This is a genomic window from Mixta intestinalis, assembly GCF_009914055.1.
Classification (GTDB): Bacteria; Pseudomonadota; Gammaproteobacteria; order Enterobacterales; family Enterobacteriaceae; genus Mixta; species Mixta intestinalis.
The window spans coordinates 4,302,198-4,325,059 of sequence record NZ_CP028271.1 but is presented as its reverse complement, the minus strand read 5'-3'; the positions used below and the strand labels follow the sequence as shown (position 1 = coordinate 4,325,059).

At 50.2% G+C, this 22,862-nt stretch carries 17 protein-coding genes; 9 read left to right on the top strand and 8 right to left on the bottom strand.

Annotation, left to right across the window (positions count from 1 at the left end):
• Positions 1–19 precede the first annotated feature (19 nt).
• The 4 genes from hpf to npr all read left to right on the top strand — a co-directional run bounded on the left by hpf (position 20) and on the right by npr (position 2,165).
• Positions 20–307 carry a ribosome hibernation promoting factor gene (gene hpf / locus C7M51_RS20100; RefSeq protein WP_160623261.1) on the top strand — a complete coding sequence of 96 codons (288 nt, stop codon included), beginning with the start codon at positions 20–22 and terminating at the stop codon, positions 305–307.
• A 178-nt stretch (positions 308–485) separates the two neighbouring features.
• Positions 486–968: a PTS IIA-like nitrogen regulatory protein PtsN gene (gene ptsN / locus C7M51_RS20095; RefSeq protein WP_208852154.1), complete on the top strand. Its 483-nt coding sequence runs from the start codon at positions 486–488 to the stop codon at positions 966–968.
• Between the two features lie 73 nt (positions 969–1,041).
• On the top strand, positions 1,042–1,896 hold the full coding sequence (gene rapZ / locus C7M51_RS20090) for an RNase adapter RapZ (protein WP_141175195.1): 855 nt from the start codon (positions 1,042–1,044) through the stop codon (positions 1,894–1,896).
• Complete coding sequence (gene npr, locus C7M51_RS20085) at positions 1,893–2,165, top strand: PTS phosphocarrier protein NPr (RefSeq protein WP_160623259.1); 273 nt, start codon at positions 1,893–1,895, stop codon at positions 2,163–2,165. The genes rapZ and npr overlap by 4 nt, the downstream gene beginning before the upstream one ends.
• A 4-nt stretch (positions 2,166–2,169) precedes the next feature.
• Here the strand turns inward: npr and mtgA are convergent, their stop codons facing one another.
• Both mtgA and arcB read right to left on the bottom strand, forming a co-directional pair.
• Positions 2,170–2,823: a monofunctional biosynthetic peptidoglycan transglycosylase gene (gene mtgA, locus C7M51_RS20080; RefSeq protein ID WP_425280985.1), complete on the bottom strand. Its 654-nt coding sequence runs from the start codon at positions 2,821–2,823 to the stop codon at positions 2,170–2,172.
• A gap of 942 nt (positions 2,824–3,765) precedes the next feature.
• Positions 3,766–6,111, bottom strand: a complete 2,346-nt coding sequence (gene arcB / locus C7M51_RS20075) for an aerobic respiration two-component sensor histidine kinase ArcB (RefSeq protein WP_160623257.1) — start codon at positions 6,109–6,111, stop codon at positions 3,766–3,768.
• Between the two features lie 81 nt (positions 6,112–6,192).
• Between arcB and C7M51_RS20070 the strand changes: the two genes are divergently transcribed.
• The 3 genes from C7M51_RS20070 (at position 6,193) to C7M51_RS20060 (ending at position 13,094) form a co-directional block, all read left to right on the top strand.
• Complete coding sequence (locus tag C7M51_RS20070; RefSeq protein ID WP_160623256.1) at positions 6,193–6,405, top strand: hypothetical protein; 213 nt, start codon at positions 6,193–6,195, stop codon at positions 6,403–6,405.
• A 794-nt stretch (positions 6,406–7,199) separates the two neighbouring features.
• Entirely contained in the window at positions 7,200–11,666 is a 4,467-nt protein-coding gene (gene gltB, locus C7M51_RS20065; RefSeq protein WP_160623255.1) for a glutamate synthase large subunit, read from the top strand.
• Positions 11,667–11,675: 9 nt separating this feature from the next.
• On the top strand, positions 11,676–13,094 hold the full coding sequence (locus tag C7M51_RS20060) for a glutamate synthase small subunit (protein WP_160623254.1): 1,419 nt from the start codon (positions 11,676–11,678) through the stop codon (positions 13,092–13,094).
• Between the two features lie 103 nt (positions 13,095–13,197).
• Here C7M51_RS20060 and C7M51_RS20055 read toward each other — a convergent pair whose 3' ends face one another.
• From C7M51_RS20055 to zapE, 6 genes are all read right to left on the bottom strand, one after another.
• Positions 13,198–16,491 carry an autotransporter outer membrane beta-barrel domain-containing protein gene (locus tag C7M51_RS20055; RefSeq protein WP_160623253.1) on the bottom strand — a complete coding sequence of 1,098 codons (3,294 nt, stop codon included), beginning with the start codon at positions 16,489–16,491 and terminating at the stop codon, positions 13,198–13,200.
• 616 nt (positions 16,492–17,107) lie between these two features.
• Positions 17,108–17,596, bottom strand: coding sequence for a ClpXP protease specificity-enhancing factor (gene sspB, locus C7M51_RS20050; protein WP_160623252.1), 489 nt, complete (start codon positions 17,594–17,596; stop codon positions 17,108–17,110).
• 5 nt (positions 17,597–17,601) lie between these two features.
• Entirely contained in the window at positions 17,602–18,243 is a 642-nt protein-coding gene (gene sspA, locus C7M51_RS20045) for a stringent starvation protein SspA (protein ID WP_160623251.1), read from the bottom strand.
• 302 nt (positions 18,244–18,545) lie between these two features.
• Positions 18,546–18,938, bottom strand: coding sequence for a 30S ribosomal protein S9 (gene rpsI, locus C7M51_RS20040; protein WP_160623250.1), 393 nt, complete (start codon positions 18,936–18,938; stop codon positions 18,546–18,548).
• Positions 18,939–18,953: 15 nt separating this feature from the next.
• Complete coding sequence (gene rplM / locus C7M51_RS20035) at positions 18,954–19,382, bottom strand: 50S ribosomal protein L13 (protein WP_006121722.1); 429 nt, start codon at positions 19,380–19,382, stop codon at positions 18,954–18,956.
• A gap of 226 nt (positions 19,383–19,608) precedes the next feature.
• Positions 19,609–20,724 (bottom strand): cell division protein ZapE, encoded by a 1,116-nt coding sequence (gene zapE, locus C7M51_RS20030; protein WP_160623249.1) that lies wholly within the window; start codon positions 20,722–20,724, stop codon positions 19,609–19,611.
• 174 nt (positions 20,725–20,898) lie between these two features.
• On the opposite strand from zapE, the gene zapG reads away from it, so the two are divergent.
• Together zapG and degQ are read left to right on the top strand one after the other, a co-directional pair.
• Positions 20,899–21,300, top strand: a complete 402-nt coding sequence (gene zapG, locus C7M51_RS20025) for a Z-ring associated protein ZapG (RefSeq protein ID WP_141174759.1) — start codon at positions 20,899–20,901, stop codon at positions 21,298–21,300.
• 98 nt (positions 21,301–21,398) lie between these two features.
• Complete coding sequence (degQ, locus tag C7M51_RS20020) at positions 21,399–22,775, top strand: serine endoprotease DegQ (protein ID WP_160623248.1); 1,377 nt, start codon at positions 21,399–21,401, stop codon at positions 22,773–22,775.
• The last annotated feature ends 87 nt before the right edge of the window (positions 22,776–22,862 follow it).

Genomic DNA, 22,862 nt, shown 5'->3' with positions numbered 1-22,862 from the left:
CACTGAGAAGGAAGACGCTATGCAACTCAATATTACCGGGCAACACATTGAAATCACACCAGCTTTACGCGAATTTGTGAACAATAAGTTTGCCAAACTGGAACAATATTCAGACCGGATAACTCAGGTCCATGTTGTGCTAAAGGTAGAAAGAGTGCAGCAGATAGCCGAAGCTACGCTGCATATCAGCGGTGGCGAGTTGCATGCAACTTCTGAGGCTGAGGATATGTATGCGGCGATCGACAGCTTGATTGATAAACTGTCTCGTCAGCTAACCAGACATAAAGACAAATTAAAACAACACTAACCTTCACATGGCTGAGGGAAAGACGAGCCGATTGGCCAGTAAACGATGTCGGGGGGCGAATCTTTTCGCCCCGTTTTTCCATTCACGCCTCACTGGCAAATTTTACTGCTTTTCTCGCCGCAAGACGCGTAAAGTAGCGCGATGCGCCAGTTAATGTGAACACGCAAGTGAAACTATGATGAACAACGAACTCTCACTGGAACTCAGCACTGTACTCAACCTCGACTGTACCCGCAGCGGAGTACATTGCCAGAGCAAAAAGCGGGCACTGGAAATCATCAGTGAACTAGCTGCCAAACAGCTTAATCTGCCGCATCAAACGGTTTTTGAAGCTATTTTGACGCGCGAACGCATGGGCAGTACCGGTATTGGCAACGGTATTGCTATTCCGCACGGCAAGCTGGAGGAAGATACGCTGCGTGCGGTGGGCGTTTTTATCCGTCTCGATCAGCCGATCGCCTTCGATGCGATTGATAATCAACCGGTTGATCTGCTATTCGCCTTGCTGGTACCGGCGGATCAATGTAAAACACATCTACATACCCTTTCACTGGTCGCGAAACGGCTGGCTGATAAAACGGTTTGCCGCCGCCTGCGGGCAGCGCAGAGTGATGAAGATCTGTACGAAATCATCACCGCAACGCCAGAAGAGACTCACTGATTAATAGGCTTGCATTTTTGCCTGTACGGCTGGCGCAATCGTCGGCGTACAGGATAAATGGGGAGAGAATTTAATGGTGCTGATGATCGTCAGTGGACGTTCAGGCTCAGGGAAATCCGTCGCGTTACGCGCGCTGGAAGATATGGGATTTTACTGTGTAGATAATCTGCCGGTAACGCTGCTACCCGAACTGGCGAACTCGCTATCCGAGCGTAATATCTCTGCCGCCGTCAGTATTGATGTGCGTAATATGCCGGAAACACCGGACGTACTGGAAAAAGCATTAACCAGCCTGCCCGGCAGCTTTTCCCCACAGCTGCTGTTTCTGGATGCCGATCGTAATACTTTAATTCGCCGTTACAGCGATACCCGCCGCCTGCATCCGCTCTCCAGTAAAAATCTTTCGCTGGAAAGCGCCATTGATGAAGAGAACGATCTGCTGGAGCCACTGCGATCGCGTGCCGATCTGATTGTTGATACCTCAGAAATGTCCGTGCACGAACTGGCCGAGATGCTGCGCACCCGCCTGCTTGGCAAACGTGAACGCGAACTGACGATGGTCTTTGAATCCTTTGGCTATAAGCATGGTATCCCTATTGATGCCGATTATGTTTTTGACGTGCGTTTTCTGCCGAACCCGCACTGGGATCCTAAGCTGCGTCCTATGACCGGCCTCGATCGGCCAGTTGCGGCGTTTCTCGATCGCCATACTGAAGTCCATAATTTCATTTACCAGACGCGCAGCTATCTGGAGTTGTGGCTGCCTATGCTGGAAACCAACAACCGTAGCTATTTAACGGTGGCTATTGGCTGTACCGGCGGTAAACATCGCTCCGTTTATATTGCTGAACAGCTGGCGGACTATTTCCGATCACGCGGTAAGAATGTACAGTCCCGCCATCGTACGCTGGAAAAACGCAAATCATGACAGTCAGGCAAACCGTTGAAATTAAGAACAAGCTGGGCATGCATGCACGCCCGGCGATGAAGCTGTTTGAGCTGGTGCAAAGCTTTGATGCTGAAGTGCTGCTGCGCAACGAAGCGGGTACCGAAGCAGAGGCCAGCAGCGTTATTGCCCTGTTGATGCTCGATTCGGCCAAAGGCGGCCATATCGAGATTGAAGTTACCGGCCCGCAGGAGCAACAGGCGCTGGCGGCGGTCATTGAGCTTTTCGATGCGGGCTTCGACGAAGAGTAAAGCGTTATAGATGGTGTCGCTGAATATAGCCTGTCCCACCTAACTGATGCATCTGTCGCATTATCCACTGTTGCCGCTGACGAACATAGGCTGATGGCGCATCAGCACGAAAACGCAGCGGATTAGGTAGCACAGCGGCCAGCATTGCCGCTTCAGACATCGTCAGGCGGCTGGCGGGCTTATGGAAATAGCGCTGCGCCGCTGCTTCGACGCCAAAGATCCCATCGCCAAATTCGGCAATATTCAGATAGACCGTCAGAATACGCTTTTTACTCCATACGCCTTCCAGCGTCAGCGTCAACCCAGCCTCCAGGCCTTTGCGCAACCAGCTGCGCCCATCCCAAAGAAATAAGTTTTTCGCCGTTTGCTGTGAAATCGTGGAAGCCCCACGCAGACGCTTATCCTGATTATTCAGCACTGACTCAATTGCTGCGACATCAAATCCCCAATGCTGAGGAAACTTTTGGTCCTCGGCGGCGATGACAGCCAGCGAAACCCAGGGTGAAATCTTATCGCTGGCAACCCAATCGGAATGTGCAACCCATAAAAATTCTCCGCGTAGCCAGGCAACAATCTGCCGCTCTGCCATCACCGCCGAGAAGGGAACGGGTAAAAAAGAAAATAATAAAATTCCAGCCAGCCAAATGCCAACCAGCAAAAAGAGCAGCCTTAACAGCCAACGCTTGCAAAGAGACAGCACTCCTCTTGTGCCTTTTCCGAAACGATTCGGCTTCTTACCTGTTTTTCTCACTTATCAATTACTCTCATTTTTGCTTTGCCCAACACGGCGAATAAAGTAAGAAACGCCTCCTGGCAAGCCTGTTTATTGCACTAACTTTTATGATTCAGAACTTTAGATTTTGTTAATTTCTTCTTGCATCAATAGCTTCCGTCTCAAAGGGAACGGTTCCAAAGTTTAGTGACGTTGGTGAGTACCTTAAAATGTCTCTCATTGCATAACTGATGCTTACCATGCAATACATTCAATAATCTTATAAAACAGCAAAAAAAGCACCAACCAATCGAAAGAAAAGACAAAATTAGTTCAGGTAAACTGCTCTTTCATTGCTCACTTCTCTTCTCTTTTTATCTTCGTAATGATCACTTTTGGTTTCTCACTAAGTTACGATAACTTTACAGCCAGAATGTCTCTCTCAGGGACTTTTACAGGGTTGTTAGTGAGACGAACAAAATTCTGCCATGCCGAGTAATTACATTTAATTACAAGACATTAAGTAAAAGTGATGTTCCCTGATGTTAACAGTGAATAACTAAAAATTTCGCGTAAGTAGCACTCTTATGATGAGGAAATTTTTTTGCAATGAAATCCTTTACAAAAGCTCAAATTGACGCCAATATAGGGCCTCAGTTGATTACTTCACTGACTGTATCAACAAATTAATGTTTTCTGAGTGCAAACGCTGTTCAACATCACAAATTTTAATGAATGATTTAACAGATTCTGTGAGATTTGCTAAGGTGTGTCCAGACGTTACCCAATACCATGCTTATGCCGCTTGTTAACTCTTCTAAGAATGGCCTGAGCAACCTTTTTCCCTGGTGTTGGCGCAGTATTCGCGCACCCCGGCACAAGCCGGGGTCATTTTTTTCCAGCGTCTGGCTGCTGCTCTATCCACTCCCTTAAAACCGCTACATCATGACGCCACTCCTGCTTCAGCTCATCGATCCATTCCTGTACGTTATCCCACCAGGCAGGCAATTCCGGGCTCTGAATCTGTTTCGCCAGCTGTTGCAGATGCTGTAATCCTACCGAACCTGCCGCGCCTTTAATTTTATGACCTTCTTCAGCGATGCCCTTTTGATCGCGAGCCATCATATTTGAATCCAGCACCGCCAGATAACCCGGCATCATCTGCTCAAACATATCAAGGCTGCGAACGATCAACGAAGGGCCAACCAGCTCGGTATACTGTTCAAGCATCGGCAGATCGAGTAACGCCAGCTTTTTATCGTCCAGCCGCTCATGCGTTACTGCTACTGGCGTCACTTCCTGGTAATCCCAGAATTTTTTAATCATGGCAGTTAACGCGGGCACCGCCAGCGGCTTGCTCAATACGTCATCCATACCGGCATCGAGATACTCTTTTTTATCCTTTAATACGTTAGCGGTCAGCGCCACCAGCGGCGGTAACACGTGCCCTTTAAATCGCTGGTGAATCACTCTTGCCACGTCCAGCCCGGTCATGTCCGGTAGCTGGATATCCAGCAGCACCAAATCAAACTCGTCAGGATCGAACATATCGAGCGCTTCCTGGCCCGTCATGGCAACGTCTACGCTGTTGCCCAGTTTTTCCAGCACCGAGCGCGCGACCACCACGTTGAGTTCAATATCTTCAACCAGCAGCACGTGAAGCGCAGGCAGCGGCATTTCATCTGCTGGCATTTCATCCTCGACTTCTTCCGCAACGCGCGGTGCCTTGAGCGTAACCGTAAAGCAGGAGCCTTCTCCCGGAGCGCTGCGTACCGTAATATCGCCCCCCATCGCCTGTGCCAGCCGACGTGAAACCGCCAGACCGATACCGGTGCCGGTTGCTGGCTTGCCGCCATGCTGATCTTTTACCTGATAGTACATGGCAAAGATTTTGTCCTGTTCATCAAACGGGATGCCCATCCCCGAATCTTCAACTTCGAAGCGAAGCTGCTCTGCATCGTAGCTAACCCGTACAACAATCTCGCCCTGCTGGGTAAATTTCACCGCATTGCCAATCAGATTCCACAGTATCTGGCGCAGCCGGGTTCCATCAGCGATGATTTTATGTGGCAGCGGCAGATAAGGATGAAGCACGAACCGAAGCCCCTTCGGCTGCGCCAGCAGGCCAGAAAGGTTTTCCAGATCGGCAAGGAAGCTGGTGAAATCAAGCGGCTGGTTATCAAGCTGCACTTTACGACGCTCAATTTTGTCCATCTCAATGACGTCATTAAAGATATTACCCAGCGTTATCGCCGACACATGGATAGTTTTGAGATACTTCAGCTGTTCCTGATTTAAGTCAGTATCAAGCAGAATACGGCTTAGCCCAACGATACCGTTAAGCGGCGTACGGAGTTCATGGCTGATAGTAGAGATAAAGGTTGTTTTCTCACGGCTGGCGTTTTCCAGCGCATCCTGATAGCGCTTGCGCTCAGTAATATCACGCCCAAACCCCATCAGGCCGCTACGCTTACCGACGCGATCGTAATAAGGGACCTTACGAATTTCAAAACAGGCTTTGCGCCCATCGGGGTATTGCAGCCATTGTTCATAGGTCAGTGAAACGTTATGCCGAAATACCTTTTCATCCGTTTCCAGCACTTTGGTTGCGGTTTCATCATCGTAAACTTCTTTCGGCGTCAGGCCGATTAGCTGCCTTTCGCTTTTTCCTATCAGCAGCTCCATCGCCCGATTGCAGCCAGAAAACTGCTGATCAATATTGCGGTAAAATACCAAATCAGGAGAGGCATCCAGGAATGAGCGCAGAAATGAAGATTGCTGTTCAAGTTCAATCTGCGCCTGCTCACGCCGCGCCATCTCTTCTTTTAACTTATCGACAACCAGTAAGCGTGCTTCCTCTGCTTTAACGCGGTCGGCGATTTCCTGATTAAGCTGGCTGATGGTCTCTTTCATCTGCTGGTTTAGCTCAAGATCACGCTTACGCATCTCTTCCAGCTTATCAACCAGCTTTGAGAGGCGCTGACGTGATTCCTCCAACTGCTCAACCACCACGGAGAGGAAGTAAACCGCCCAGGGCGTAATCAGCAGGCCAAAAAAGACGGAGCGCACCATATCGATGCTTTCTACATGGCCGCGTAACAGCATAGTAACCGCCATCTGCACAACCATAGCCAACACAACTAACGCGGAGGCCAGCAGCAGGGAAAAACGAATTAACCCCAGCTTAACCATCAAATCGACATAATATTGCGCTAACAGACGAATTTGTTTCATATCAGCTTCCTTCCCGGTCTCTTTCTCCATCATACCCCACTTTGTCGTTATCCGGTTGAGACAAGCGTAAACCAGGCGTTTATGGCGGTACGCTCGGCTTCAGAAGAACAAACAGGCAGGACAGGCAATCAGGGTCTGTACAGGCAGGAAGGATTTTCAGAATTTTTCATTGAAATTCAACAAATTAAACATAAAATCCACTTATTTAACCAACCCCATCGCGCCTCTTTTCTACAACAGGCAGTACAGGCTTTTCGGGATAGCGTTTTATTTATAAACAAAGAGAGGTTTTGATGATGAGAGTAGCCCATTTTCATGGCCTCTATTCCAGCTTATTGCATAAGGCATCACGTTAAGGCAGAAAGATAAAAAAACGCCTCTGGCAGGTTAAAGATGTTGACTATTTTATGAGGTTGCATACATTGGAGATGCATCTGTTTAATCAAAACCTGCTATTTTACCTGCATTATTTTAAAGTATGCTTCCATTGCGTCTCTCCTTTCGCTCACCTAAAGAATAATCATTCAAATTAAACGCGTTTTTAATCACTCAATGCCCGATTAGATTTGCTAATAATCATTCTGTGTTTAGCGAAAAAGTAATGCTTTAAGAAAAATAGTGATATTCAATAATTCATCCGCAATTCTTAGCATATAATGCTGCAATACGCGCCAGCACTAGCATGGTGCAGAGATTTGACCGCTGCCCTATAGTGAGTCAGCTCACACTATGCTGGCGGAGCTGACAATGCCATCACGATAAATACTTCAATAAAAAATATAATAATCAATAGATTACGGTATTAAAGCGTCGAATAGCATAAACAGATAGCCTTGTTGACCTCTTTACGCTTTCCCGATAAGTTGGAAATCCGCTGGAAGCTTTTCGGATGAGTGTTCCACTCATCATATTTATGCAGTAATTGAGATTCCCTCGAAACAAGTCCGCAATACTTGTGTCACCGATGCCTGAGGCAATGAATGGGAGCAATGCGACCGATGAGCGTATGATGCGCTAACCAGCCGCCTGCCCTTTCTACGCCTGCCGTTGACGCCGGGAATCCGCAGAGCCTGGGGAGGTTCACTGAAATGTTGTACGATAAATCCCTTGAAAAGGATAACTGTGGTTTCGGCCTGATCGCTCATATTGAAGGCGAACCCAGCCATAAAGTAGTGCGCACTGCGATTCACGCCCTGGCTCGTATGCAGCACCGCGGCGCAATTCTCGCCGACGGCAAAACCGGTGACGGCTGTGGCCTGCTGTTACAAAAACCCGATCGTTTTTTTCGCATCGTCGCAGAAGAGCATGGCTGGCGTCTGGCGAAAAACTATGCCGTCGGTATGCTGTTTCTCAGTCAGGATGAAGAAAGGGCCCGTATCAGCCGCCGCATTGTGGAAGAAGAGGTATTACGCGAAACGTTATCTATTGTAGGCTGGCGTGAAGTGCCAACCAATCAGGACGTGCTGGGTGCTATTGCCCTCTCCTCTCTGCCTCGCATTGAACAGATTTTTATCAACGCGCCTGCGGGCTGGCGTCCGCGTGATATGGAACGCCGCCTTTATATGGCGCGCCGTCGTATTGAAAAGCGCATTGACGCGCTGGAAGACAAAGAATTTTATATTTGCAGCTTCTCTAACCAGGTCAATATCTATAAAGGTCTGTGTATGCCGGCCGATCTGCCGCGCTTTTACCTTGACCTCGCCGATCTGCGTCTGGAATCGGCTATTTGCCTGTTCCACCAGCGTTTCTCAACCAATACCGTACCACGCTGGCCGCTGGCACAGCCGTTCCGCTATATGGCGCACAACGGCGAGATTAATACGATTGCCGGTAACCGCCAGTGGGCGCGCGCGCGCGCCTATAAATTCCAGACGCCGCTGATTCCCGATTTGCAGGATGCTGCTCCGTTCGTCAATGAAACCGGCTCAGACTCCAGCTCAATGGATAATATGCTGGAGCTATTCCTCAACGGCGGTATGGATCTGATCCGCGCCATGCGCCTGCTGGTCCCGCCTGCCTGGCAGAACAACCCGGATATGGGGCCTGAACTACGCGCCTTCTTTGACTTCAACTCTATGCACATGGAGCCGTGGGATGGTCCGGCGGGTATCGTGATGTCTGATGGGCGCTACGCCGCCTGTAACCTCGATCGCAACGGCTTGCGCCCGGCACGCTATGTTATTACTAAAGACAAGCTGATCACCTGCGCTTCAGAAGTCGGCATCTGGGATTACCAGCCCGACGAAGTTCTGGAAAAAGGGCGCGTCGGCCCCGGCGAGCTGATGGTTATCGATACCCGTGCGGGCCGCATTCTGCATTCTGCCGAGACCGATGACGATCTGAAAAGCCGCCATCCCTATCAATCCTGGATGGAAAAAAACGTTAAGCGCCTGGTGCCGTTTGAGGATCTGCCTGACGATCAGGTGGGAAGCCGCGAGCTGGACGACGTTGCTCTACTCACCTATCAGAAGCAGTTCGGCTACAGCAGTGAAGAACTGGATCAGATTATCCGCGTACTGGGCGAAAACGGTCAGGAAGCGGTCGGCTCAATGGGCGACGATACGCCATTTGCTGTGCTCTCCAGCCGTCCGCGCATCATTTATGACTATTTTCGCCAGCAGTTCGCGCAGGTCACCAACCCGCCGATCGATCCGCTGCGTGAAAATCATGTGATGTCGCTGGCCACCAGCATTGGCCGTGAAATGAACGTGTTTTGCGAGGCAGAAGGCCAGGCGCATCGCGTCTCTTTTAAGTCGCCGATCCTGCTCTTTTCTGATTTCCGCCAGCTCACCACGATGGAAGGCGAATATTATCGCGCTGATACCCTCGACTGTACGTTTAATCCGGCAGAGCAAACGCTGGAAGCGACGATTCATGAACTTTGCGCTAAAGCGGAAAGCATGGTTCGTAACGGTACGGTACTGCTGGTGCTTTCCGATCGCGCTATCAGCGAACAGCGCCTGCCGGTTCCGGCACCCATGATCGTGGGGGCAATCCAAACGTGCCTGGTAGAGAAAAACCTGCGCTGTGACGCAAATATCATCGTTGAAACCGCCAGCGCCCGCGATCCACACCATTTCGCCGTATTGCTCGGCTTCGGTGCAACGGCTATCTACCCTTACCTCGCCTATGAATCCCTAGCGAAAATGGCCGATAGCGGCGTGATTGAAAAAGATTACCGTACGCTGATGCTGAACTACCGTAACGGCATCAACAAAGGGCTGTACAAGATTATGTCGAAAATGGGCATTTCGACTATCGCCTCCTACCGCTGTTCTAAGCTGTTTGAGGCTGTGGGCCTGCATCGCGACGTCTCCAGCCTGTGCTTCCGGGGCGTCGTTAGCCGGATTGGTGGTTCAAACTTTGCTGACTTCCAACAGGATCTGGTCAACCTGGCGAAGCGTGCCTGGCTACAACGAAAACCGCTCGATCAGGGCGGCCTGCTGAAGTATGTCCACGGCGGGGAATATCATGCCTATAACCCGGACGTGGTGCGCACCTTGCAGGCAGCGGTGCAGAGCGGCGAATACAGCGATTATCAACTGTATGCCCGTCAGGTTAATGAACGTCCGGTAGCGACGCTGCGCGACCTGCTGGCGATAAAGCCCGGCACGCAGCCTGTCAGCCTGGATGAGGTAGAGCCCGCCAGCGAGCTGTTTAAGCGCTTCGATACCGCCGCTATGTCTATCGGCGCACTTAGCCCGGAAGCGCATGAGTCACTGGCGCAGGCGATGAACAGCCTGGGTGGTTACTCGAACTCTGGCGAAGGTGGTGAAGATCCGGCACGTTACGGCACCAATAAAGTTTCACGTATTAAGCAGGTCGCTTCGGGACGCTTTGGCGTAACGCCAGCCTATCTGGTTAACGCCGACGTTATTCAGATAAAAGTTGCCCAGGGCGCAAAACCAGGCGAAGGCGGACAGCTGCCGGGCGATAAGGTAACACCTTACATCGCCAGGCTGCGTTATTCGGTACCGGGCGTGACGTTGATCTCGCCGCCGCCGCATCACGATATCTATTCAATTGAGGACCTGGCACAGCTGATTTTCGATCTGAAACAGGTTAACCCGAAAGCGATGATTTCGGTAAAACTGGTGTCAGAACCGGGCGTTGGCACGATTGCTACCGGGGTAGCGAAGGCCTATGCCGATCTGATTACTATCGCCGGTTATGACGGCGGCACCGGTGCCAGCCCGCTTAGCTCGGTAAAATATGCTGGCTGTCCGTGGGAGCTGGGCCTGGTGGAAACCCAGCAGGCGTTAGTTGCTAACGGTCTGCGTCATAAGATCCGTTTACAGGTAGATGGCGGGCTAAAATCGGGACGCGATATTATTAAGGCGGCGATTTTAGGAGCGGAAAGTTTTGGGTTTGGTACTGGCCCGATGGTGGCGCTGGGCTGTAAATACCTGCGTATCTGCCATCTGAATAACTGTGCTACCGGTGTGGCTACGCAGGATGAGAAGCTGCGTAAAAACCATTATCACGGCCTGCCATATCGCGTGACCAATTACTTCCAGTTTATCGCGCAGGAAACCCGCGAGCTGATGGCCGAACTGGGAGTGAAACGGCTGGTAGATCTGATCGGGCGTACCGATCTGTTAACGGTACTGGATGGCTTCACCGCTAAGCAGCAAAACCTGGATCTCTCTTCGCTGCTGGTAACGGCCACGCCGATGCCGGGCAAAGCGGTTTACTGTACCGAAGGCAACCCGCCGTTTGATAACGGTGATTTGAACAAAGCGTTGCTACAGCAAGCGATGCCTTACGTAGAAGCGAAGCAAAGCAAGACTTTCTGGTTTGATATTCGCAATACCGACCGCTCCGTTGGTGCCACACTTTCCGGCGCGATCGCTATGATCCATGGCGATCAGGGTCTGGCATCCGATCCGATCAAAATTCACTACAGCGGTACCGCAGGCCAAAGCTTTGGTGTCTGGAATGCAGGCGGCGTTGAGCAAACGCTAACCGGTGATGCCAACGACTACGTGGGTAAAGGGATGGCCGGTGGCCTGCTGGCGATTCGCCCACCGGTAGGTTCGGCGTTCCGTAGCCACGAGGCGACCATCGCCGGTAATACCTGTCTGTATGGTGCCACCGGCGGCAAGTTGTTTGCCGCAGGGCGCGCGGGCGAACGTTTCGCCGTCCGTAACTCCGGTGCCATTACCGTGGTTGAAGGTATTGGTGATAACGGCTGCGAATATATGACTGGCGGTATCGTTTGTGTGCTAGGTAAAACCGGCGTCAATTTTGGCGCAGGCATGACCGGCGGCTTTGCCTATGTGCTGGATGAAGATGGTGAATTCCGCAAACGTGTCAATCAGGAGCTGGTTGAAGTGCTGAGCGTGGATGATTTAGCTATCCATGAAGAGCACCTGCGCGGCCTGATTACCGAGCACGTACAGCATACCGGATCGACGCGCGGCGAAGAGATTCTGGCTAACTGGCCGGACTGGTCGTCAAAATTTGCGCTGGTCAAACCAAAATCCAGTGACGTTAAAGCGTTACTGGGGCACCGTAGTCGTTCCGCAGCTGAACTGCGGGTGCAGGCGCAGTAAGAGGTCATTATGAGTCAAAACGTTTATCAGTTTATCGACTTGCAGCGCGTTGATCCGCCGAAAAAGCCGCTCAAGATCCGTAAGATTGAGTTTGTAGAAATTTACGAACCCTTTTCCGAGAGCCAGGCCAAAGCACAGGCGGACCGCTGTCTGTCGTGCGGCAACCCCTACTGCGAATGGAAATGTCCGGTTCATAACTATATTCCCAACTGGCTGAAACTGGCTAACGAAGGGCGAATTATCGAGGCCGCCGAGCTCTCGCATCAAACTAACAGCCTGCCGGAAGTATGCGGGCGCGTTTGCCCGCAGGATCGTCTGTGTGAAGGCTCCTGCACGCTTAACGATGAATTCGGCGCGGTCACCATCGGCAATATCGAACGCTATATCAATGATAAGGCAATTGAAATGGGCTGGCGTCCCGATATGTCACACGTAAAGCCTACCGGCAAACGTGTTGCCATTATCGGCGCAGGCCCAGCCGGACTTGCCTGTGCTGATGTATTAACCCGCAACGGCGTTAAAGCGGTGGTTTACGATCGTCATCCAGAAATTGGCGGGCTGCTGACCTTTGGTATTCCAGCCTTTAAACTGGAAAAAGACGTTATGACACGTCGCCGTACAATGTTCACTGAGATGGGCATTGAATTTCAGCTGAATACTGAGGTTGGACGTGATATTCAGTTGAGCGACATGATTAATGACTTCGACGCGGTATTCCTTGGCGTTGGCACCTATCAATCAATGCGTGGCGGACTGGAAAATGAAGATGCGCCAGGTGTGTACGATGCCCTTCCCTACCTGATCGCTAATACACATCAGACGATGGGGTTCGAAGCGCTGGCCGATCGGCCCTATATTAACTTGCAGGGTAAACGTGTTGTTGTGCTGGGCGGTGGTGATACGGCGATGGACTGTGTACGCACGGCTATCCGCCAGGGTGCCACGCATGTTACCTGCGCCTACCGTCGTGATGAAGAAAACATGCCGGGATCACGTCGGGAAGTCAAAAACGCGCGGGAAGAAGGCGTTGAATTTCAGTTTAACCTGCAGCCGCTGGGCATCGAGGTTAACAGCGCAGGACGCGTCTGTGGCGTCAGGGTTGCCCGGACTGAGATGGGCCAGCCAGATGCGCATGGGCGTCGACGGGCAGAAATTGTTGCCGGCTCCGAGCATATTCTGTCGGCGGATGCGGTAATTATCGCTTTTGGTTTCCGTCCCCATAAAATGGAATGGCTGGAGCCGTTTAGCGTTGAGCTGGATGCTCAGGGGCGCATTATCGCGCCTGAAGGCCATGACAATGCTTTCCAGACCAGTAATCCAAAAATCTTTGCTGGTGGCGATGCTGTACGCGGTTCCGATCTGGTCGTGACGGCTATTGCAGAAGGACGTAAAGCTGCGGATGGCATTATGAACTATCTGGAAGTTTGACCGCTGTTTTCCATCCATTAAAAAACCGTCAGCGTATACTGACGGTTTTTTTATACGCCTGAGAAAACCTCAGGGGGCGAGCTACTGCCCGCCCTAAAACTCTTTAGAACTGATATTTAACGCCCAGCATACCTGAAGTATAGCTGTAGTTATTATCATCAAAGCGGTGAGCAACATTTCCCCAAACGGAGAAATTGTCCATCAGCTTACCTTCAAGACCTACCTTAAATTCACCCACATCCTTCGCCGTTGAACTGGTGTAACGGCGGCTGCCAGTAGCAAAGCGGTAATCGGCTTCATAAGCTTCGGCATTGTGTAACCAGTTAAGCTCAACAAACGGCTGGAAGATCTGCTGGCGATTCACCGGTGAGGTACCACGCAGCCAGGTACGCACGCCAAGGCGGGTCTGCCAGTAATCCTGATCGCCACTGTTGATGGTACTGCCGCGTTTATCGTTAACATCGTCAGCGTGAACGCCGGACCAGATCAACTGCGCCTGCGGCTGGATAAACCATGAAGCGGTAGGGAAATCTGCCAGTCGCAAACTATAGCCCGTTTCTAACGATGCGCTAAAGCCTTTAGACTTATAGCTTATGGTGGAATAGCTATCACCGGTAACATCATTATCAAACCAGCCATGCTGCAACCAGCCATCAACATACATGCCGTCCTGTTCCAGATCCTGACTGGAATACCAGGTTGCATATAAGCCTGCGCTGTAACCTTTAACACGGCTTTTTGCTTTATAGCCCGTATAAACAGAATGTGAGTTCAGATGAGCGTCACCGTAGCCGGCCAGCACACCAATACGCAACAGGTCTTCTCCATTATCGTACTGAACGATATCCCCCCCCAGCTGCGTGACAACTGCATTCGTTCTGACTTTTAACTGCCTTCCAGCGGCCCGACTTCTGGTTTGACCACCCTCAGTACGTAACCACATCGTTGAGGCAAAATCCCCAACGGCTTTTGGCTGAGTGAACAGTGATTCACCCGCGCGATCGCGTAACCGCAGGTTAAACATCTGATTGGCAATAGCCTGGTTACCGATGTAAGCACCAACCTCTGGTTCAACAAGATGGACTCGATCCGGTGTAGGATTCGGCGATGGGGCCGGATCGGGCGTTGGATTAGGTGTTGGGTTAGGGTTAGGTTCTGGATCTTCTGGTTCCGGATCGGGAATTTCCGGATCTTCGTATGTAGAACGCAGATACCAATTGCCGTCGTTATCGGATACGCCCCCTTTATAGAGGAAATATTCATAACCGCCGTAACCAACACGATTTTCCAGTCTAAAAGATCCGTTAGATTCGCCTCCTACCATAACCACTTTAATACCGTCATTGGTTTCAGCGCCCAGCCCACCATCGTTATAAATCTTCAGATTAGTAGTTCCGGCTGTACTACCTTCCACTATCAAGCGATCCGTTAACGAATTATCATCGCCTAAACGCGTCAACAACGTCAGATTACCGTTATCGCTAATATAGTCGCCCTTAACGGTCAGAGTACGTCCCGCAGAGCCTGTTTGATCGAAAATGATCTCACCTGCGTTATGTAATGTTTTCACATCAGAGTCGCCGGTTATGGTCCAACTCTTGCCCTGATGATCAAAGCTATTTACCCCATTTACCGCCCCAGTCAGGCTGGAACCGCTAAGGAGTTTTATATTGACGTTAGTATCTTCAGCTGCGGTAATAGCTCCGGTCAGACTGGAAGCATTAATGAGGTTCATATTGATCCCGGCATCTCCAGCAGCAGTAACATCGCCTTTAGCCGTAACATTATCTAAATCAAGTTTTACATCAGAACCGGTAAAAGCCTTCAGCAGCTTCTCTTTAACCGTGATAGTTGAATCTTTTAGCAGGATATCACTGAAGCCATGACCATAAATGCCGTTTCCCTGGCTATTATTGAGCGTGCTATTTTCAACGGTTAACTGGTTGCGCAACGCTGCACTACCATCACGCATATAAAAAATATCACTGTTCGGGCCACTGTTATTAACAGTTAAATTTGTGGCCTTTACTGAAGCCCCTTCCCAGACGCCCAGCGCAGCCGAATATTCACCCGACGTATTAATTGTGACATCTGTCAGATCGGCCGTATTAATTTTGGTATCACGTCCGTTACGTACCACTACACCATGGGCATCATCGCCACTGGTAGTGATTGCACTATTTTTCAACGTCAACGTAGAAGCTATCTTGCTGGTATTCGAACCAGAAAGGTTAATACCTATTGCTTTATCACCACTGGTGTTAACAGTCAGCTCTTCCGCCTTTGCATGAGCGCCAGCACTTATTGATATACCATAGGCATCATCACCTTTAGTTTCAATCTTAGTGCGGGTGATAACAGCTGTACCACACTCTCCGGTACAGTTCTGTACGTTTTGCACCCACAGACCCCAGCCGTATGAAATAGGCGTCGGCGAAGCTTCCAGGTCAATATTAACATCGGTGAGTTTTACCTCAGAAGAATTAGCAAATATACCAATATTACCCTTAATATCAGAATCAGTTAGTGAAATTTTACTTAGCTGGGAAGCCTCAATGGCCCTGTTCTTACTAGAAGTAATATTTAAGTTTTTACCGGTAAATTCACTGGAAATAATTTCCAACGCTTTACCTGCACTTTTTATATGTCCATCCTGAAATTTAACCTTGCTGTTATTAGTCAGGCTCAGGCCCGTACCGCTGTCGGCATGGTTATTATTAATCTTAGTTCCGGTTATCGCTAAATTAGAGTTATTCACCGCCACAGCATTAAAAATGGAAGAGTGGTTAACTGTGCTATTATTAAGTGAGCCTTTCGCATCGGCAATATATAACGCGCCGTTAGTGGTCAGATTGTTGATACCCAGCGTAGCGCCATTACTGGTGGTCAACGCATAGCCAAACTGATTATTTACGAAATTAATAGTGCTGTTATTAATATTCAGGGTGCTATTACTATTTACGCTTAAAACATTGCTGCCGAGCGTCGCATTTATGCTTGTATCGTTTAGCTCAATGGTAGCACCCGTACTACGCAGGTAGCCGCCATTGATGGTGGAATTATTTAATATAACTACAGCACCGTTTTCTACCGAAACGGCTTTATTATCAAGTGCCGCGTCGCTGGTATTGATTGTTATATCGTTTGCTTCGATTTTTCTTCCTGGCCCGCTGGCAAAAATGGTGGCGTTTTCCCAGTCCGAAAATTTAGCCTCATACTCCCCACCGCTTAACTTAAGATCCTGCTCGTGCTCATCATCCACCACAAATATCGGTGCGGCAGAGGAAGAGAGAGAGTACCCGGTAACCAGTAGCGTACTCACTAAACCAGCCAGATAACGTTTTCTGAATCTAACGCCACCCGCTTTAATTCTTACATGATTTTTTAACTTAGACATGTAACAACTCCATTTGCTAATGTTCTTTGCGGAATTAAAATATTAAAAATCACCAAAGCCACATCATAACTCTTTGGCGGTAATAGATAAAAAAATTTAACACAATAACTAATGTCAATAAAATTAACGTACCGGTCAAGTTACTTTTCCACTTTCATGTTTAACAATAATGTACTAACCCGGCAGACACTTTAAAATGTTAATGAGCATAAATAAATAATTAAATTACCCTGTAGAATTTTTCAAATCGCTCCTGATTTTCATATCGAATTGATTTCATAGATAATAACTCCCATGCCATTACTTGACTAACTTAAAGATAACGATATTTTTGGATAAAGATTTTTATAGCGAGGAAATAAAAACATGATTAACAATCAAAATACTTTAGATAATTAATTAGTATTTATTCTATAAATGACATTTTTTTTAGCTAAAAAATGTCGTCGCGAAAGAAAAGCTCAAGTAGTGGAATACGTAATAAATTTAAAGTAAATATTTAAAAATGCTATTTAAGAGGCTTGATAATAATTTCAAATACTGAAGAAGCTGTAGTTTCCACACTGGTGCTACGCTAAACATCAGGCCTAAAAAAACGGGCCTGTAGGCCCGTTTTTCATTTTACAACACGTAAAGCGGGACGCCCACCACGTGGCGGCGGATCGTCCTCTGGGCTTTCATCTTCCGCGTCAGTGTTATCAGGACGATCGCCATCAATCACTGACATAACCGTCTCTTCCGTACCCTGGGTAAGCTCTTCGCCTTCCATCAGTTCATAGGCGGGTTCAGGTTCAAACATGGTACCCGCGCCATTTTCACGCGCGTAAATAGCCAATACGGCAGCGATCGGCACCGTTACCTGCCGTGGCACGCCGCCAAAGCGCGCATTGAAACGCACTTCATCGTTCCCCAACTCCAGATTACCTACCGCGCGCGGCGCAATATTCAATACAATCTGTCCGTCACGGGCATATTCCAGCGGCACCATTACACCTGGCAAATTAATGTCTACAACCAGATGCGGCGTAAGTTGGTTATCCAGCAGCCACTCATAGAAGGCGCGTAGCAGGTAAGGACGACGTGCGGTTAGTTGAGACATTTCCATAGCCGTTAGCCTCGGGCTTGCAGGCGCATTTCGCGTTCTGCTTCGGTCAGCGAAGCAAGGAAAGAATCACGTTCAAAGACGCGTGTCATATAGCCTTTCAGTTCTTTCGTACCGCTTCCGACCAGCTCAACGCCAAGCAGCGGCAAACGCCACAGCAACGGGGCCAGATAGCAATCCACCAGACTAAACTCTTCGCTCAGAAAGAACGGCGTACGGGTAAAGAGCGGAGCAATAGCCAACAGTTCTTCACGCAGCTGTTTACGCGCATTCTCTACCTGCTGGCCGGAACCCGTTTCGATGGTACGCATCAGACTGTACCAGTCCTGCTCAATACGGTGCATCATCAGACGGCTTTCACCACGCGCAACCGGATAAACTGGCATCAACGGCGGGTGTGGGAAACGCTCGTCGAGATATTCCATAATGATGCGTGATTCATATAGCGTCAGCTCACGATCCACCAGCGTTGGAACGGTGCGATACGGGTTGAGGTCAATCAGATCCTGCGGCAGATTATCCATTTCAACCTGCTCGATCTCTACGCTGACACCTTTCTCGGCCAGTACGATACGTACCTGATGGCTGAAAATGTCAGTGGGACCAGAAAACAGCGTCATTACCGAACGTTTGTTGGCAGCGACAGCCATGAAAACCTCCAAGTTTATCCAGAATACAGTGCGAATAGCCAACCGCGCGGCGACTAACCTGCTTAACGACATCACCCGCCAGCCGGAATCCTGTGAATCCCCTTCCTGTCGGGATTCTCTCCGTTTAACGGGCGCAAAGTGACAGTCAGTTTACCAGATTTTAGGCAGTTTGTGGGGGAAGGAAGAAAAGAATTGCCGGTAAAAAAGCGTAATAGTCCGATATTACGGTGAATCAGAGGCATAAAAAAACCCGACGCAAAGCGTCGGGCTTTCTGTAACTGCGTCTGCCGAAGCAGCAGCAATTAACGTTTGGAGAACTGCGGACGACGGCGTGCTTTACGCAGACCGACTTTCTTACGTTCAACCTCACGAGCATCACGGGTAACGAAACCTGCTTTACGCAGTTCGCCACGCAGTGACTCGTCATACTCCATCAGCGCACGGGTGATACCATGACGGATCGCACCAGCCTGACCAGAGATACCACCACCTTTAACGGTGATGTACAGATCGAATTTACCAACCATATCCAGCAGTTCCAGCGGCTGACGAACTACCATGCGGGCAGTTTCGCGACCGAAGTACTGTTCCAGAGAACGCTGATTGATAACGATGTTACCGCTACCCGGCTTAATGAAGACGCGAGCGGAAGAGCTTTTGCGGCGACCAGTGCCGTAGTTTTGAGTTTCAGCCATTGCCTGTAATCCCGATTAAATGTCAAGAACTTGCGGTTGCTGTGCCGCATGGTTGTGCTCGTTGCCCGCGTAAACTTTCAGTTTACGGTACATAGCACGACCCAGCGGGCCCTTTGGCAGCATGCCTTTAACCGCGATTTCAATCACACGCTCAGGACGGCGAGCAATCATCTCTTCGAAGGTCGCTTGCTTGATACCACCGATGTGACCGGTGTGATGGTAATAGATCTTGTCGCTACGTTTGTTGCCGGTAACAGCAACTTTTTCTGCGTTCAGCACGATGATGTAATCACCGGTATCGACGTGCGGTGTATATTCCGCTTTATGCTTGCCACGCAGACGGCGCGCCAGTTCAGTCGCTAAACGACCTAAAGTTTTGCCTGTCGCATCAACTACATACCAGTCACGTTGGACGGTTTCTGGCTTAGCTGTAAAAGTTTTCATCTAAAAGCTTACCCAAATTAAGTTACACGTTGGTGAAATCCCAAACGCTTGAATAAACGGTTGAGGCTCACACGACCTTATCGACCAGCAAGCCCACCCCCTCGGACAGTTTTGCCGGTGCTACAAAGTTTCTGGGAAAAAAAACCTTGTCGTAACGTGGGGTCGCAAGATTATAGAGAAGTCATTACCAAAGATCGATCACTTTTCATTAAAAAACGCACCCGGTTCAGGAGAGATGTTTCAGCCGCAGATACTCTTCGCTCTGCATCTCCTGCAGACGCGACAGGCAGCGTTGATATTCAAATTTCAACCGTTCCCCCTGATAGATATCGAACAGCGATGCCTCTGCCGATACCACCAGCTTCACGTGCCGCTCATAAAACTCATCTACCAGCGCCAGGAAGCGGCGGGCGCGATCTTCACTACGGGCGTGCATTACCGGCACATCCAGCAGCAGCACGCTATGAAAACGGTGCGAAAGCTCAATGTAATCATGCTGGCTACGCCCTTCCCCGCACAGCGTGGCGAAATCGATAGCCAGCACGCCATGCGCCACGCCCTGCGTTGCCAGCTGACGGTGATTAATTTCCAGTACCGGCTTTTCCTCTGCTTCCTGCCCTGCCAGCGCCGTAAACATGCGGGTCATCGCCTGCTGTGTCTCCGCGTTGAGCGGATACATCCAGAGGTGCGCCGAAGTTAACGTACGCAGGCGGTAATCGACGCCAGCATCAACGTTCATAATCTCGCAATGCTGTTTAATTTGTTCGATGGCGGGTAAAAAGCGCGCGCGCTGCAAACCGTTACGATAAAGCTCGTCAGGCGGAATATTTGATGTCGCTACCAGCGTAATACCGCGGGCAAATAGCGCCTCCATCAGGGTGCCTAACAGCATTGCATCGGTAATATCCGAAACGAAGAATTCATCAAAGCAGAGCACATCCGTCTGCGCCTTAAAGCGATCTGCGACGATTTCCAGAGGGTCACTTTCGCCCTGCAGCGCGGTTAACTCTTCGTGTACGCGCAACATAAAACGGTGAAAATGGAGCCGCAGCTTACGCTCGCCAGGAATAGACTGAAAAAACAGGTCCATTACCCAGGTCTTTCCACGCCCTACGCCGCCCCACATATAAAGGCCACGTACCGGCGTTCGGGCGTCATTTTTTTTCTTGCCGAGCAGTTTGCCGAACCAGCCACCGCCCGGCTGGGTTGAAGGCGTTTCGGCGCTCAACGCCTGCTGGATAGCGTCTAACCGACTGATAGCGGCGCGCTGTACTTCATCAGGCTGATACTCGCCTTGCGCGAGCGCCTGCTCATAGCGCGCCAAAGGTGACATCGTTTGCATACTTCGTCTTACTTCCCTAAAAATCACAGGTCGCTGCCTGTTTGCTGAAAAAAAGTCCGTTCTACACTAAGCGAAGCTGCCGCAGGATTCCACTTCCGCAAGATTAACGGTTATAGTGGCTATTATTATGTGTGTTACGCCCTACGGAACAACGAGGACAATACGGGAGTCATTATGACCTGGGAATACGGGCTAATTGGGTTAGTCGTTGGCATTATTATCGGCGCCGTCGCCATGCGGTTTGGCAATAAAAAACTGCGTGAACAGCGCAGCATGCAGTACGAGCTGGAAAAATCTAAGGCAGAGCTGGCGGATTACCGCGAAGAGCTGACCAACCATTTCGCGCAGAGCGCTGAACTGCTGGATAATATGGCTCGCGATTATCGCCAGCTTTACCAGCATATGGCGAAAGGCTCTAATGATCTGCTGCCGAATCTGCCCGGTGAGAAGAATCCGTTCGCTTACCAGCTGACTGAAGCGGAAGCGGATAACGATCAGGCACCGGTGCAAATGCCGCGTGATTATTCAGAAGGCGCATCCGGCCTTCTGCGTGGTGAACGTTCGCCGCGTAGCTGATAAACAGGGCGCACCCGCGCCCTTTTTCTTTAACGTCACCAGATCGATATCAAACCATCCACCCTTTTCCCCAGTTGAGCAGCGAGAGCGTCGTAACGATGAAGAAAAAATCATTATTGTTGAGCGCAGTAGCCCTGGCCGTTGGTATGCATCTGACTATGGCGCCGTCAGCCATGGCATCACTACCGACTCAGGTGCAGGATCAGACGCTACCCAGCCTCGCCCCGATGCTGGAAAAAGTGCTACCTGCCGTGGTCAGCGTACACGTTGAAGGCACCGCGACAGAGGATCAGGCTCAGGATCTGCCTGAACCGTTAAAACGCTTTTTTGGTCAGGGACAGGAGGATGCGCAACCACAGCCGTTTGAGGGGCTGGGTTCCGGGGTGATTATTGACGCACAAAAAGGCTATGTGCTGACCAATAATCACGTGGTGAACGGCGCGGATAAAATCAGCGTACAGCTCAGCGACGGGCGCGAATATGACGCCAAACTCATCGGGCGCGACGAACAAACCGATATTGCGCTGATTCAGCTGGAGAACGCACAGAATCTGACGCAAATTAAGGTGGCCGATTCCGATCGGCTACGCGTAGGCGATTTTGCTATTGCTATCGGTAACCCTTTTGGTCTGGGGCAAACCGCCACTTCCGGCATTATTTCGGCGCTGGGACGCAGCGGCCTGAACCTCGAAGGGCTGGAAAACTTTATTCAAACCGATGCCGCCATCAACCGTGGCAACTCCGGCGGCGCGCTGGTTAACCTGAACGGCGAGCTGATCGGCATTAATACGGCGATACTCGCTTCAAGCGGCGGCAATATCGGCATTGGTTTTGCCATTCCGGGCAATATGGCTATTGAACTGGCTAAGCAACTAATTGAAACCGGCGAAGTAAAACGCGGGCAGTTGGGCATTAAAGGAACGGAAATGACGGCCGAAATGGCGCGTGCTTTTAACGTCGATGCCCAGCGCGGCGCTTTTGTTTCGGAAGTGCTGCCTCACTCGGCGGCGGCAACCGCCGGAATCAAAGCGGGCGATATTATTACCACGGTAGATGATAAACCGATTACCAGCTTTGCCGAACTACGAGTAAAAATCGGCACCACCCAGCCGGGCAAAGCGGTAAAAATTGGCCTGCTGCGCGACGGAAAACCAGTATCGGTTACGGTGAAACTGGACGCCAGCGCCCGGACGATGAGCAGCGCCGAACTGCTAACGATGACGCCTGCACTACAGGGTGCCTCACTGAGCGACGGTCAGCTGTCGGACGGCAATAAAGGTGTCAGGGTTGATGATGTACAGAAGGGAACACCTGCAGAGCAGGTCGGCCTGCAAAAAGATGATGTGATTATTGGCGTCAACCGCACGCGTGTACAGAGCCTGACAGAGATGCGTAAGGCACTGGAGAGCAAACCGCCGTTCCTGGCGCTTAACGTCGTGCGCGATGGTGAAAGTCTCTATCTGCTGCTGCGCTAAATCACGCCTTATCGCATAACGCGGATACAACCTCGTGTGTGTCCGCGTAACTCATGATATTCTGCCTCAGATCTTTTTTGCCGTGAC

Coding starts and splice junctions, on each gene's coding strand:
- hpf (WP_160623261.1), top strand. CDS start 20: ATGCAACTCAATATTACCGGGCAACACATTGAAATCACACCAGCTTTA.
- ptsN (WP_208852154.1), top strand. CDS start 486: ATGAACAACGAACTCTCACTGGAACTCAGCACTGTACTCAACCTCGAC.
- rapZ (WP_141175195.1), top strand. CDS start 1,042: ATGGTGCTGATGATCGTCAGTGGACGTTCAGGCTCAGGGAAATCCGTC.
- npr (WP_160623259.1), top strand. CDS start 1,893: ATGACAGTCAGGCAAACCGTTGAAATTAAGAACAAGCTGGGCATGCAT.
- arcB (WP_160623257.1), bottom strand. CDS start 6,111: ATGAAACAAATTCGTCTGTTAGCGCAATATTATGTCGATTTGATGGTT.
- C7M51_RS20070 (WP_160623256.1), top strand. CDS start 6,193: ATGGCGGTACGCTCGGCTTCAGAAGAACAAACAGGCAGGACAGGCAAT.
- gltB (WP_160623255.1), top strand. CDS start 7,200: ATGTTGTACGATAAATCCCTTGAAAAGGATAACTGTGGTTTCGGCCTG.
- C7M51_RS20060 (WP_160623254.1), top strand. CDS start 11,676: ATGAGTCAAAACGTTTATCAGTTTATCGACTTGCAGCGCGTTGATCCG.
- C7M51_RS20055 (WP_160623253.1), bottom strand. CDS start 16,491: ATGTCTAAGTTAAAAAATCATGTAAGAATTAAAGCGGGTGGCGTTAGA.
- sspB (WP_160623252.1), bottom strand. CDS start 17,596: ATGGAAATGTCTCAACTAACCGCACGTCGTCCTTACCTGCTACGCGCC.
- sspA (WP_160623251.1), bottom strand. CDS start 18,243: ATGGCTGTCGCTGCCAACAAACGTTCGGTAATGACGCTGTTTTCTGGT.
- rpsI (WP_160623250.1), bottom strand. CDS start 18,938: ATGGCTGAAACTCAAAACTACGGCACTGGTCGCCGCAAAAGCTCTTCC.
- rplM (WP_006121722.1), bottom strand. CDS start 19,382: ATGAAAACTTTTACAGCTAAGCCAGAAACCGTCCAACGTGACTGGTAT.
- zapE (WP_160623249.1), bottom strand. CDS start 20,724: ATGCAAACGATGTCACCTTTGGCGCGCTATGAGCAGGCGCTCGCGCAA.
- zapG (WP_141174759.1), top strand. CDS start 20,899: ATGACCTGGGAATACGGGCTAATTGGGTTAGTCGTTGGCATTATTATC.
- degQ (WP_160623248.1), top strand. CDS start 21,399: ATGAAGAAAAAATCATTATTGTTGAGCGCAGTAGCCCTGGCCGTTGGT.